Genomic DNA, 13,718 nt, shown 5'->3' on the forward strand with positions numbered 1-13,718 from the left:
AGCTAGGTCAAAAATCTTAAAAGTCCCCATTTTCCAAATAACAAATCACTCACCCATGTCAACACTTCCCCTCGAACAAGAACTCAAAACTGCCGTTGAATCTCGACGCAACTTTGCCATTATTTCTCACCCTGACGCAGGGAAAACCACTCTCACCGAAAAACTGCTTCTCTATGGAGGCGCGATCCATCAAGCAGGCGCAGTAAAGTCGAAACGGGCGCAAAAAAAAGCGACTTCCGACTGGATGGAACTAGAAAAACAACGGGGGATTTCCATTACTTCTACAGTCTTGCAGTTTAACTATCAAGACTTTCAGATTAACCTCTTAGATACCCCAGGTCACCAAGATTTTAGTGAAGATACTTATCGGACGCTAGCTGCTGCGGATAATGCGGTGATGTTGATCGATGCAGCAAAAGGGCTAGAACCCCAAACCCGCAAACTGTTTGAAGTCTGTCGGATGCGATCGCTGCCTATTTTTACCTTTGCCAATAAAATGGATCGTCCGTCAAGAGAACCCCTGGAACTGATTGACGAAATCGAACAAGAATTAGGCTTACAAACCTACGCAGTTAATTGGCCCATTGGCATGGGCGATCGCTTTAAGGGAGTTTATGACCGTCGCAGTCAACAGATACACTTATTTCAGCGCACGGCTCATGGTAGCACTCAAGCAGAAACAACAGTGATTTCTTTGGGCGATCCGAAAATAGAAGAGATTTTAGACCAAGATCTCTACTTTCAACTCAAAGACGAAATTGAAATTATTGAAGAAGTCGCGCCAGATTTTGATCTCGAACGCATTCATAATGGGGAACTCACACCGATGTTCTTTGGGAGTGCGATGACAAACTTTGGGGTACAGTTATTTTTAGATGCCTTTTTAGAATATGCTCAACCGCCAGAAGCGCATCAGTCGTCGCGAGGAGAAATGAATCCCACTTATCCCGACTTTACAGGGTTTGTGTTCAAGCTCCAAGCCAATATGGATCCAAAACATCGCGATCGCGTTGCCTTTGTTCGGGTCTGCACCGGAAAATTTGAAAAGGATATGAGTGTCAATCATGCTCGTACAGGCAAAAGCGTCCGTCTGTCTCGTCCCCAAAAACTCTTTGCCCAAGACCGCGATTCGATTGATGAGGCATATCCAGGGGACGTAATTGGCTTAAATAATCCTGGAATGTTTGCCATTGGCGATACCGTCTATGCAGGGAAAAAAGTGGTTTATGAAGGGATTCCCTGCTTTTCCCCTGAACTCTTTGCCTATTTGAAAAACCCGAATCCTTCCAAGTTTAAGCAATTCCACAAAGGCGTGACTGAACTACGGGAAGAAGGGGCGATTCAAATCATGTATTCCAAAGATGAAAGCAAGCGCGATCCGATTCTCGCTGCTGTGGGACAACTGCAAATAGAAGTAGTCCAATATCGGATGGAAAATGAGTATGGGGTAGAAACGAGCCTCGAAATGCTCCCCTATAAAGTCGCCCGTTGGGTCACAGGGGGCTGGGAAGCCCTAGAAAAAGCAGGACGACTCTTTAACACCGTTACCGTTAAAGATATCTGGGAACGCCCCGTTCTGTTGTTTAAAAATCAATGGAACTTAGATCAAATTCAAGGGGATCATCCCGAACTGAAGTTAAGTGCCACTGCACCCGTAGGCGTGGGCTTAGAACCCGATGTTTAAATCTCATTTTAACTGTTTATTAGTGCTACTCGTTTAGGTGTTTGAGAGATCGAAATCTCAAAACTAAGTCATCGATTACCTTTTCCCTTTTCAAGTAGCGCTATAGCGGGAGTGCCAGCGAAAATCATCGGTAACAGCGATTGCCCCGTCTTTTTTGGAAAAACCGAGCTTTTTCTCGATTAAACTCTATTATAATTGATATAATCATATATTTTAATCAATTCAACAGGTGGATTTTTTACGGAGTCAGATTTGACTGTGTATCGATCGATGGTTTACTTACTGATGGTTAGCCTCGATTGACCCGAAGGGTCACCGAGCTTCGCTCGATCGCGCACTTTTTCAGCAGACCCTAATTAATTTCCCAAAGAACAAACAACGAAGAACAAACAACAAAAATTAAAAATGTCCATCGCCAGTCCGAGAATTGGTATATTGAGCATTATCTGTTAGTGTCGAGCGAAAATGTACGAAAAAATTACCCCTCCTAGTGTTGGAACCAAGATTACATTTAAAGATGGTGAACCCATTGTTCCTGATGATCCGATTATTCCCTTCATTCGCGGTGATGGAACTGGCTATGATATCTGGCCCGCGACACAGAACGTTTTAGAAGCAGCGGTTCAAAAGGCTTATGGCGACCAGAAAAAAATCAACTGGTTCAAAATCTATGCGGGTGATGAAGCCTGTGAACATTATGGGACGTTTCAATATTTACCCGAAGATACCCTGCAAGCGATTCGCGAATATGGGGTTGCCATTAAAGGTCCTTTAACAACCCCTGTCGGCGGTGGGATTCGGTCGCTGAATGTTGCCCTTCGTCAGATTAATGATTTATATGCTTGTGTGCGCCCTTGTCGCTATTATCCAGGCACACCCTCCCCACATCGCTATCCTGAACGCCTCGATGTAATTGTTTATCGGGAAAATACAGAGGATATTTATCTGGGAGTGGAGTGGAAAGAAGGGACTGAAACCGCACAGAAGTTAATTGAGATCCTAAATAAAGATTTAATTCCCAATACTCCCGAACATGGGAAGAAACAAATTCGCCTTGATTCTGGAATTGGGGTGAAACCGATTAGTAAAACGGGGTCTCAGCGTCTTGTGCGTCGTGCGATTAAACACGCCCTACAATTGCCCAAAAATAAGCAGCAAGTAACGTTGGTACATAAGGGCAATATTATGAAATATACTGAAGGCGCGTTTCGGGATTGGGGCTATGAGTTAGCAACTACTGAGTTTCGTAATGAGTGTGTCACCGAACGAGAATCTTGGATTCTGGGAAACAAAGAGAATAATCCCGATTTGAGTTTGGAAGAAAATGCTCGTCAAGTGGAACCGGGGTTTGATAGTGTAACGCCAGAACGTCGCGAAGAGATTAAACAAGAGGTGCAAGGGGTTCTCGATAGCCTTTGGGAGACTCACGGTGAGGGCAAATGGAAAGATAAGGTGATGGTGAATGACCGCATTGCCGATAGTATTTTCCAACAGATTCAAACCCGTCCTAATGAATACTCTATTCTTGCAACGATGAACCTTAATGGTGACTATTTATCCGATGCTGCTGCTGCGTTAGTCGGTGGTTTAGGCATGGGACCGGGGGCAAATATTGGCGATCACTGCGCGATTTTTGAAGCAACCCACGGCACAGCCCCCAAACACGCGGGGTTAGATCGGGTTAATCCTGGTTCGTTGATTCTCTCTGGGGTGATGATGTTGGAATATTTAGGCTGGAATGAAGCAGCGCAGTTAATCCAAAAAGGGTTAGGAAGCGCGATCGCGCAAAAAGAAGTTACCTATGATTTAGCGCGGATGATGGAACCGAAAGTCGATCCCCCGCTCAAATGTTCTGAGTTTGCTCAAGCTATTATTAATCACTTTGATGATTAAGGATTAGAAAAAGAAGGACGTTGCTTGTAGGGTGGGCACTGCCCACCCTACGACTACGACTCACCTTGTCTCCCTCGGAGTAGATTACAGAAAATGTTAAGAATAGTAAACTAAAGAGAGAAATTTTTTTGAGGGAGTAACCTACGTGAACGTCCTGAAAACGCTGACTCCAACGCAAACGAAAAACCTAACCATTCTTGCCATATCAGGTTTACTGTTCTGGATTAGCTTAACCAGCCTCTTACCCACCTTACCCGCTTACATTGCTGACATTGGCGGAAGTAAACATCAGGTGGGTTTAGTTATGGGCAGTTTTGCCATTGGTTTGTTGTTGTTTCGGGCGCAATTGGGGCAACTCTCTGACCAGCGCAGTCGAAAGCTGGTGATTATGATTGGGACGTTTGTGGTGGGAACCGCCCCCTTAGGATACCTTTGGGTGGATTCGATTCCCTTACTCATGGCATTTCGGGCGTTTCATGGCATTAGTATCGCTGCGTTTACCACAGGTTATAGTACCCTTGTGGTTGATTGGTCGCCTCCAGAAAAACGGGGGGAACTGATTGGTTATATGAGTTTAGTTGTTCCTGTGGGGTTAGCGGTGGGCCCTGCGTTAGGAGGTTATCTCCAAGTGAGTGTGGGTTATGAAGTCTTATTTGCTATTTCCGCAGCATCTGGTTATTTAGGATTATTATTTGCCTCACAGGTAACCGAAGGGAAGGTCGAAAAGACTCACGAAGATCAAACAGAAGAAACACCACAATCTGGCTTTTGGACAATTTTACTCAGTCCTCGCATTCGGACACCCGCCACAGTTTTATTTATGGTGGGATTAGTGTTTGGCACGTTAACCACGTTTCTCCCTTTGTATGTTCGCGAGTTAGGCATTGCCTTAAATCCAGGCTTATATTACACCACCTCAGCCATCGCCAGCTTTGCCATGCGGATGTTTGTGGGACGGGCTTCTGATTATTATGGGCGTGGAATTTTTATTACCATGAGTTTGAGTCTGTACACTGTCGCCATGTACTTACTTGCTAGTGCTAATACCCCTGAAGAATTTTTAATTGCCGCGATCGCGCAAGGAGCAGGCGGTGGTACACTGATCCCGATGATGATCGCGCTAATGTCAGATCGCTCACTCACTAGCGAACGGGGACGGATTTATGCCCTTTCCATTGGCGGATTTGATTTAGGCATTGCTCTGGCGGGTCCTGGCATTGGCTCTTTGGCGGAAATTTTAGGCTATCGCGGATTATTCCAAGTGGGAGTGAGTTTAGCTGCAATTGCTTTAATTGTATTCGTCACGCGATCGAGCAAAAGTGTTCCTCACTCGCTGCGTTTTGCCATTGGACGGGAAAAAGATGTCTATGCGGTGAACCAGTAACTATTTTTTCTCTTTTTCATTTCCATTAAAATAAGTTTCCAGCACTTCCCGCACCATGGGCGCAGCAACAGATCCACCACCGCCACCAGAATGTTCTGCAAAGGCAACCACGACAATTTCTGGATTATTATAGGGTGCATAAGCTCCAAACCAAGCGTGAGCCTTCCCTGGTGGGGCTTCAGCCGTGCCACTTTTCCCCGCAGCAGGGGGTAAAGAAGGGACTCTGACTGCGGTTCCCGTCCCGCCAGAAACGACCGCCCTTAAGCCTTCTTGTAAGGTGCGAACGGTACTGGATTTTAAGTTCATAGAAACCTTTCTGGGGGGATAGCCTTGATCAGTTTTCAGTAAATGAGGATTTACCCGATAGCCTCCATTTGCGGGAACAGCAAACATCACCGCAACTTGTAAGGGAGTCGCGAGAGTAAACCCCTGTCCAATAGACATATTGACCGTATCTCCATCAGACCAACCCCAATCAAACCGTTCTTGTTTCCAGGCTTCATCTGCAATTAAACCAGAGGTTTCAGCAGGAAGTTCAAGGGTTGTTTCGGTCCCAAAGCCATAGCGTCTCGCCCAATCAATTAATACTTCTCCGCCAACGCCCCGACCCACTTGTCCAAAAAAGGTATTACTACTCCAAGCCAGGGCTTGTACATAGCCCATGGGGCCGAATCCCGCACGATTCCACTCCCCAAAACGGACTCCCGAAACATTTAAGTAGGCATAGGTATTGAGAACAGTATTAGGGGGATATTGTCCCGATTCCATCCCTGCGGTTGCTGTCACAATTTTGAAAGTAGAAGCAGGGGGAAACCCTCGTAAAGCACGATTAACAAACGGATTATCTTTAGCTTGTAGCTTTTGCCACGTTTCGGGGGTAATGCGACCCGAGAAGATATTGGGGTCAAAGGTGGGACGACTTGCCATGGCTAAAACGCCCCCTGTATGAGGATCTAGAGCAACGATCGCGCCAATTCGATCCCCAAGGGCTGCCTCTGCTGCTTTCTGCAACTCTAAATCCAGCGTTAGCGTGACATTTCCTCCTGATTTCGCGCTTTTTTCCCCTAAAATCCGAATAATGCGCCCAGCACCATTCACTTCCACTTGCTGACCGCCCCATTCTCCTCGGAGTTGTCTTTCAAACGCGGATTCTGCCCCCATGCGCCCGATAATATCTCCAAGGCGATATTCATCAGATTCATCTGCTGCTAACTCTTCCCCTGTAATCTCGCCCGTGTAGCCAAGAAGATGCGCTGCCACTTCCCCATGAGGATAATCGCGAACGGGTTCAATATCCAATTCTACCCCCGTCAGTTGATAGTTATACTCCTCGATCGCGGTTACTTGTTCTGGGGTTAATCCTCTGGCAATCCGCACGAGGGAAGGAGAGTTAACGGGGACTTCTTCCACCCGACTGATAATGTCAGCAGCAGACATTTCTAGAATCTCAGCCAGCTGATTCACCGTATGATTCCAGTTCGGTTCTGTTTTCGCCAGGGGCCAAATAAAAACAGAGTAGGAGAGACGACTATCGGCTAAAATCTTGCCATTGCGATCCAAAATATTACCCCGAACTGGCGGTTTCGGCAAAATCCGAATCCGATTATTTTCCGCCAGTTGGCGATTGCGTTCTCCTTCTACCAGTTGCAAATAACCCAAGCGAGACCCAATTCCCCCCAACAATAAAGCTGTAATCAAAAGTAAGAGAACCGCAGGACGCAGTTTTCGTCCCACGGTGCGGGATTTACGCTTACGACTCCCTGTGGGTAAGTTAGCCTTACTCTGACCCTGTTTGCGATGTTTCCGTTGGGGAGAAGGAAGGGTAGTTGCCATAAGGGTTAGAGACGATTTAAATCGGGATAGGCTGCTAAGAGGTCATCATTGGATAGGGTATCGTCTTCGGCTTGGGGAGTCCAAATCACTTCTACCGCTAAGAGGTTTTCACTTCCCGTACTGCCTAACTGTCGCAAGGCTTGACGGACATCATCAGCACTGTTGGTTTTGGGGAGATCGACTTTCCCTTGGATACCTGCGAGAATGGTCACGACAATATATTCAGCAGGTGCTTCCCCATTTCCAGCTTCACTGGTTTCCTGTCTCGACAGTCCTTCCACATTAGAAAGGGTTTCCTCACTATACTTACTGCGTTCGGAGAGTGCAAAGCGGTTAAACTGCGATTCTGCTGCATCCATTTGGGAAACATTGGATTCAGTTTTGGCATAGACCCAGTATTCGGGATGACGTAACAGGGTAAGGGTTGCTTCTTGTAAAACCATGCTACGACCTGCTGCGGTGCCTGTATCTGCTCGTTGGGCAAGATCATTTAATTCTTTTTGCAGTTCTTTCGCATCGGCTAATAAGCCCACTTGCACCTTAGAGACAGTAACTTTGGGATTGGCAGTTGCCACACCGTCACCACCGCCAAAACCTGCATTTTGGAAACTTCTCACGAGGAAGTTGGCAATGGCAAAGAAGATCAAGATGGTGAAAATACTACCAAACCCGCCGAAGCCAAAGAAGGGCAGTAAAAACGGAAAGCCGAAGCCTCCTCCAGGGCGATTACCGCCTCTCGGTGCGGGTGCGCTACGACTGGGAGCGCGAAATCCTCCCCCACCAATACGCCCACCGCTACGGGCTGCTAAAGCACCACTAACATCGCTAAAAACGAAGATAAAAGCGAGTGCGACAAGAAAAAAGGATTTTAGGAAACGTTTCCACGAAATATTCTGGAACATTATTTTGCTTCGATTCTTTGATGGATTACTATCTACTTTCGATCATGCTTAATTTTTGCCAGAACCACCACCGACAATGGTTACAATTTCCAGTTTGTCTCCTTCTTTCACGATCGTTTCTGACCAATGTTGACGGTGCAGGATTTCTCCGTTATATTCCACGGCAACTAAACGCGGATTGTAGTTGAGTTCGGCAATAACATCAGTGACGGGGCTTTGGGGGGAACAATTCACTGGATCGCCGTTAACGGTCAGGGTAATGGTATCGTTAGGCATGGTTGCGGGAATGAGAAAACTGCATTAAAAGATTTTCTGTTGTTTTTTGCGGATCAGGGGCTGACATGATGGCTCTGACGACAGCAACCCCATTGGCTTGCGCTTCTATCACATCTTGAATATTATCAGCATTGATGCCCCCAATGGCAAACCAAGGAACGGGACAATGTTTGGCTGCATAGCGCACATAATCCAGTCCTGCGGGAGCTTTACCAGGTTTAGTTGGGGTTTTGTAAACGGGACCGACTCCCACATAATCTGCTCCTTGCGCGATCGCGCTTGACATTTCATGGGGGTTTGTGGTAGATTTCCCGACAATCTGATTCGCTCCAAGAATCTGACGGGCAGTTGCAACCGAAATATCTTGTTGTCCGAGGTGAACCCCATCTGCACCGACAGCAAGAGCCAGATCAGCGCGATCGTTCATGAGAAAAAGTGCGCCATATTCATGGCAAAGGTCGCATAACTGCTTTCCTTCTTCGAGTTGAATGCGGTCTTCTGCGTCTTTATTTCGATATTGCACAAGGGGAAGTCCTCCTTTCAAGGCTGCTTCCACAATGGAAAAAATATTGGGCGTGGGAGAGGTGACAAGATACAGTTTTGCTGCGTCGAGTTTTCCTTGAGGAGAAGTTGTAAAAAGGGTACTTTCAAGGGTATAAATTTGATAACGCAGTTGCTTACAAGCACTTCCCATTTCGGGATGATAAAGTTTCCCATATTCCTCCAAAACGCGCAGAGCTTCTTGGGTCCGCGCTAAGTTAATTTGTAGTACCTGTTGCGGACTGTCTCGGGTTTCTTCTTGAGGATGAGTAAGCGTTGTTCCACAATCATCGGGGGTATTACGAGCGGAATGGATCTCTTCTGTATGCCATTTGGCTAAAGTTTGACGCATTGCTTTACAGGTTTGCGCCAAGTTGGAATTATCTAAGGCAAAACGACACCATTCTTCAATAATACGGATGCCTTCACGGGCGCGATCTAAGTTGGCATCTAAGATGCGATAAGTGGCTTGTTTGTCTGAAGAGAATAAGTATTTGCTTTCTGTCATAAGTTAAGTCAATGAGAGCATTTTCTATCATAATGTAGTCCCTTTTCCTATTAAAACAGACTGAGAAGTTTTACAGATGGATACCTTAAATAAACAGGAAATACTCAGGATATTGTTTCATGATCCATGCGGAAGTAAAGAGAAGGGTTGATAATCCTAAAGTTGCCCAAACAATTGTTTTTTGTGACCAAGGAAGCTCAAAATATTTTTCAATGACATAAAGAAAGAAAAATGTTCCGCCAATTCCTTGTAATTGTGGAATATGTCCCACTGTTCCTAAATACAGCGCGATCGCGCCTGATAGAATTGTAATCGGTTGTAAAATAGCATATTCTGATTTCTCACGAGAATACCACTTTGATGACCAAATTAATAAACCTAGAAAATAAACAAATGTGCCAACAAATAAGACACCAGGCGCAAAAATAGAAAAGTAGGGTAAGTCAATTACAGTCAGACGAATCGTGATATAAAAAACCAGTAAAATTAGAGAAGACAAGACGGCTCTCGGTAGCAGCGATCGCGAAGTAAAGCCCAGTAAATAAATTCCAGGTTGGGCAGCAATGAAAAAGCCTAAGTAGGCTTCTAAAGCAATAATTGTAATAAAACCGATGGCGGTACTTTCATACAAAAGCGCGATCGCGCTCCACAGTAAGGCCATTACTAAACATCCTACAGAATAACCATTCGTTCCTAATTTTTTGTATAAGGGTTGTAGCGTTTTGCGGTGTAAATAATTGGATAAACTCCACAGCCCGATGAATCCTAAGCATCCTGGAAAAGCAATATATTCCCCGAGGGGAGCTTGTAACCAATACCCTCCAATCACAATGCCAAACCCCGTTAAATAAGCAATAATTTCATAAACAAGAGCGGGAATTGATCGTAACAGGGGCCATAAATAAAGACTGAATAAGCCTCCTAAAGAAAAGACTAATAAAATGCTAGAAAAAATCCAAATCACGTTAGACAGGGTAAAAATTCCGCCGACACGCTGTAATAATTTTGGTGTGCTGCGATCGGGGATTTGGCTATAGTAATCTCGTTGTTGTTGGGCTTGGGTAGGTGTTAAAAGTTCTCGGTTTTCTAAATCTTGGACAAGTTCTAAACGATGTTCTAAGGGAATTTGAGTAACGTCAGAATTGATTGTTTGCGCGATCGCGTCTTGTGAATCAAATAATTGCCAACTCAAGAAAAGCGCGATCGTAAAATTGAGCCACCTTAAAAACTGGCTCTTCCTTACTTTTTTCATGATGTTCTTTTAGGGCAAACTTTTACCTTCTATCTTGAAAGGGAAAGGTTAATTATTTGAAGGGATGTAACCACTTTTTCGACTGTCCAGATGTAAAAATCTGAAATCCCGTAGAACATCATTTAACGCAGATCCCCCTAACTATGCTTGGTGAGGTAAATTTAGGGGGAAGTATAATATCTTTCTTGATCAATGTTGGCTACAAATTAATCGAGGAGAGGGGGATCAGGTCATCAATTTCATCTATAGCAATCCTAAATCAACAATTTCCTGACCAACTGATCCACTGATGAGAAATACCACATTCGGTTGCTGCTTTTTCTAATTCCACATCTTCAATATTTGCACCAGTCAACACAGCACCACTTAATTCTGCATCTGTTAAGTTTGCACCAGTCAAGTCTGCATCTGATAAATCTGCGCCACGCAAGTCAGCCCCTGTCAAAATTGCTCTTCCCAGTTTCGCCCCGACTAAACTAGCTCCAATCAGATTAACTTGACTGAGGTTCGCACTTCGTAAATCAGCCTGATTAAGGTCAGTATTTGTTAAATTAGCGCGACTGAGGTTACTTCGACACAAAGTTGCTTGGCTCAAATCAGCATTGCTTAAGTCAGCCTCACTCAGGTCAATTTCTTCAAGATAAGCGGACTTTAAATTTACTTCGTGTAAGCAAACGCCACGAAAAATTCGTTCACCTTGCGTTTTTCGATATAACAATTGATTTGCATTCATTATCGTACACCTCGCAATTTTGGTTATTGTTAAAACTAATTTGGTTTTAAAAATCAACCGCTAGGATGCAATACTTCGATTGATTGTTGATCCACTAAATAGGTAATCGCATCTTGAATTGCTGCTTGGGTTGAAGTCGAAAAATTATCGCCTTGTTGATGATTTTTCGCTGGGATTAAAATCCAAAAAGCATTGGGCTTTTCATTATAAATGGATTCTGTAAAAGACAAGAGTGAAAAGGGCGATTCTGGATAATTTATATTGCTTTCATTACTCTTATGGTCTGGAAGAAAATGTTTAATGATTATCTCGGGTTTCATCTTTTCAAATAAGAAATAAGAACTAACAAAGATCACTGTTTTTGCCCGAATCATCATAGAAGAAAGACTGGGCGTAAGATAGGGAACACTCAGCCCTTCGAGATCTTTCCACTCTTTTTGTTGAATAATCTCAGCGATTCGGCATCCAGCCCCTTCATCAGATTTCTCGCGATCGCCGTAACCGATTACTAAACGAGATTTAGTTGGTTTCATTGCTTTATTTTATTGGAATCTTATGTTTCAATTTTAATAATTCCTTTAGAATGTTGTATTAAAAGTATGCTGAGCTTAATAAAACATAGAATTGCTTAAGAAAAATATATAAAGATCGCAAGGAAACGAGTATTTATTCTTATCAAGTCAGGAATTAGGTGAGCGCGATCGCGCATCTCTAAAATCAGACTTTGATCTAGCAACGCCCTCTTTTAAAATAAAAAATAATATTGAATCTAAAACTTACGATGTTAACTACAACCACTGATACCCTCCAAGGACAAACGATTGAAGAATATTTAGGCGTTGTTACAGCAGAAGTTGTCTATGGTAGCAATGCTTTACGAGACTTTTTTGCAGGCTTCCGTGACTTTTTTGGCGGGCGGACGGGAAGCTATGAAAAACTATTTACGAAAGGACAAAACGAAGCGGTAGAAGAGCTTGCAGAAAGAGCAGAAAAACTGGGTGCAGATGCAGTCATTGGGATTAAAGTTGATACAGGAACCATTAATGTTGATGAAGAAGGGGCTTTATTGGTGATTACAGCAACAGGAACGGCAGTTAAACTCGGGTGAAATCTTGAACAAGATAGATCTGAATCTTCAGAAAGCTGTATCTATATCAGATTGTCATTCTCATCAAGGATTTCCAGAGTTGAACCATCCCGTCGGTAGGTATAGCACTACTGATTCAGGTATTTGACAGATGAAAATCCACTTCATTTATAGGGAAAAGGGTCAGGGGGCAGGGGGAAAAGGTAACTGTAACATTCCTTGTTCCTTTCCCCAGCGCGAAGCACTATCCGTTATCCCTTTTACCTTTGACCTTAACCCCGCTGCCATCTGCGATCGCGCTGAGTTTTTCCGACAGACAAACATAACACGCTTCATCGATCTATCTCCTTTACCCTAATGGACGCGCACAACGCGGATCCGTTAACGTTGCTTTCTCCGGTTCGCGAGGGAACCAAAACGCAGTCCGTTTACAAATTTCGACTAACATCAGCATCACAGGGACTTCAATCAGTACACCCACCACGGTTGCTAAAGCAGCCCCCGAATTTAGTCCAAACAGAGTCACTGCCGTCGCGATCGCAACTTCAAAATGGTTACTCGCACCAATTAAAGCAGCAGGGGCAGCATCTTCATAAAAGAGCTTCAGTTTCTGCGCTGCCACATACGTGATTAAGAAAATAAAGTTGGTTTGAATAAATAGGGGAACGGCAATCAGTAAAATATGGAACGGATTACGAACAATCAAATCTCCCTTAAACGCAAATAGCAGCACAAGGGTAATTAAAAGGGCTGCAATGGAAACGGGACTCAGATATTTCATAAACACCGTTTCAAACCATTCTCTCCCCTTGTTATGCAAAATCCAACTCCGAGATACCGCCCCAGCTAGTAAGGGCAAACCGACATAAATCAGGACAGAGAGCACAATGGTTTCCCAAGGGACGGTGAGCTTATTTGCTGCTAATAACCAGCGTCCGAGAGGGGCGTATAAAAACAGCATCGCTAGAGAGTTAATCGCAACCATGACTAAGGTATGTCCCTGATTACTAAAGGAGAGATAGCCCCACATCAAAACCATTGCGGTACAAGGGGCAATCCCCAATAAAATCGCTCCTGCAATATAAGAATCAGCGAGAGCGATTTCTCCCCCTCGAATCATTTCTGTTCCCGAGAGTAAAGGTCGAAACAGCCAGCCTAAGAAAAACTGAGCAAACACCACCATGGTGAAGGGCTTAATCAACCAGTTCACCACCAGCGTTAAAACCACAGGTTTCGGGGTTTGTGCTGCTCGTTTTGCTTGCCCAAAATCAATTTTGACCATGATCGGATACATCATGAAAAACAGGCAAATCGCGATCGGAATCGAGACTTGGTAAATGCTCATGCTATCGAGGGTGACAGCAATATTGGGAAACACTCGTCCCAGAATAATCCCAGCAACAATGCACAGCGCAACCCAAACGGTGAGATAACGTTCAAAGAAACTTAGTTTTCCGCCCGCCTGAACTGCCCTCGGATTGACATTTGATTGATTGGTACTCATGTTGTCTGCCTTAGCTGTTTGCTGGTTTAAATATATCAAAAAAAATTGATATGTAAAGCAAAAGCAGATCACCGAGACCCATTTGTCCTTCGTAATGACCATTCATTTAGGGTCTGCTGAAA

General features: G+C 44.4%; 13 protein-coding genes. 4 read left to right on the plus strand and 9 right to left on the minus strand.

The window, feature by feature from the left end; translation table 11 throughout:
- The first annotated feature begins 55 nt into the window (after positions 1 to 55).
- The 3 genes from prfC to PCC7418_RS10625 all read left to right on the plus strand — a co-directional run bounded on the left by prfC (position 56) and on the right by PCC7418_RS10625 (position 4,961).
- Complete coding sequence (gene prfC, locus PCC7418_RS10615; RefSeq protein ID WP_015226180.1) at positions 56 to 1,684, plus strand: peptide chain release factor 3; 1,629 nt, start codon at positions 56 to 58, stop codon at positions 1,682 to 1,684.
- 465 nt (positions 1,685 to 2,149) lie between these two features.
- Positions 2,150 to 3,577, plus strand: a complete 1,428-nt coding sequence (locus PCC7418_RS10620) for an NADP-dependent isocitrate dehydrogenase (protein WP_015226181.1) — start codon at positions 2,150 to 2,152, stop codon at positions 3,575 to 3,577.
- 145 nt (positions 3,578 to 3,722) lie between these two features.
- Positions 3,723 to 4,961 carry an MFS transporter gene (locus PCC7418_RS10625; protein WP_015226182.1) on the plus strand — a complete coding sequence of 413 codons (1,239 nt, stop codon included), beginning with the start codon at positions 3,723 to 3,725 and terminating at the stop codon, positions 4,959 to 4,961.
- Here PCC7418_RS10625 and mrdA read toward each other — a convergent pair whose 3' ends face one another.
- The 7 genes from mrdA to PCC7418_RS10660 form a co-directional block, all read right to left on the minus strand.
- On the minus strand, positions 4,962 to 6,794 hold the full coding sequence (gene mrdA, locus PCC7418_RS10630; protein WP_015226183.1) for a penicillin-binding protein 2: 1,833 nt from the start codon (positions 6,792 to 6,794) through the stop codon (positions 4,962 to 4,964).
- 5 nt (positions 6,795 to 6,799) lie between these two features.
- Positions 6,800 to 7,696 carry a DUF1517 domain-containing protein gene (locus PCC7418_RS10635; protein WP_015226184.1) on the minus strand — a complete coding sequence of 299 codons (897 nt, stop codon included), beginning with the start codon at positions 7,694 to 7,696 and terminating at the stop codon, positions 6,800 to 6,802.
- 48 nt (positions 7,697 to 7,744) lie between these two features.
- Entirely contained in the window at positions 7,745 to 7,972 is a 228-nt protein-coding gene (gene thiS / locus PCC7418_RS10640) for a sulfur carrier protein ThiS (protein ID WP_015226185.1), read from the minus strand.
- Complete coding sequence (locus PCC7418_RS10645) at positions 7,965 to 9,020, minus strand: thiamine phosphate synthase (protein ID WP_015226186.1); 1,056 nt, start codon at positions 9,018 to 9,020, stop codon at positions 7,965 to 7,967. Before PCC7418_RS10645 ends, thiS begins: the two co-directional genes overlap by 8 nt.
- Before the next feature lie 85 nt (positions 9,021 to 9,105).
- Complete coding sequence (locus PCC7418_RS10650) at positions 9,106 to 10,272, minus strand: hypothetical protein (protein WP_015226187.1); 1,167 nt, start codon at positions 10,270 to 10,272, stop codon at positions 9,106 to 9,108.
- A 259-nt stretch (positions 10,273 to 10,531) separates the two neighbouring features.
- On the minus strand, positions 10,532 to 11,005 hold the full coding sequence (locus tag PCC7418_RS10655) for a pentapeptide repeat-containing protein (protein WP_015226188.1): 474 nt from the start codon (positions 11,003 to 11,005) through the stop codon (positions 10,532 to 10,534).
- A gap of 53 nt (positions 11,006 to 11,058) precedes the next feature.
- Positions 11,059 to 11,538: a hydrogenase maturation protease gene (locus PCC7418_RS10660; RefSeq protein ID WP_015226189.1), complete on the minus strand. Its 480-nt coding sequence runs from the start codon at positions 11,536 to 11,538 to the stop codon at positions 11,059 to 11,061.
- 248 nt (positions 11,539 to 11,786) lie between these two features.
- Between PCC7418_RS10660 and PCC7418_RS10665 the strand changes: the two genes are divergently transcribed.
- The gene (locus tag PCC7418_RS10665) at positions 11,787 to 12,113 is read left to right on the plus strand and encodes a YbjQ family protein (RefSeq protein ID WP_015226190.1); all 327 of its coding nucleotides are present in this window, start codon (positions 11,787 to 11,789) and stop codon (positions 12,111 to 12,113) included.
- A gap of 162 nt (positions 12,114 to 12,275) precedes the next feature.
- Here PCC7418_RS10665 and PCC7418_RS20550 read toward each other — a convergent pair whose 3' ends face one another.
- Together PCC7418_RS20550 and arsB are read right to left on the minus strand one after the other, a co-directional pair.
- Complete coding sequence (locus tag PCC7418_RS20550) at positions 12,276 to 12,428, minus strand: hypothetical protein (RefSeq protein WP_171814905.1); 153 nt, start codon at positions 12,426 to 12,428, stop codon at positions 12,276 to 12,278.
- 13 nt (positions 12,429 to 12,441) lie between these two features.
- Positions 12,442 to 13,596 carry an ACR3 family arsenite efflux transporter gene (gene arsB / locus PCC7418_RS10670; protein ID WP_015226191.1) on the minus strand — a complete coding sequence of 385 codons (1,155 nt, stop codon included), beginning with the start codon at positions 13,594 to 13,596 and terminating at the stop codon, positions 12,442 to 12,444.
- Positions 13,597 to 13,718: the final 122 nt, after the last annotated feature.

Source organism: Halothece sp. PCC 7418 (genome assembly GCF_000317635.1).
Taxonomy (GTDB): domain Bacteria; phylum Cyanobacteriota; class Cyanobacteriia; order Cyanobacteriales; family Rubidibacteraceae; genus Halothece.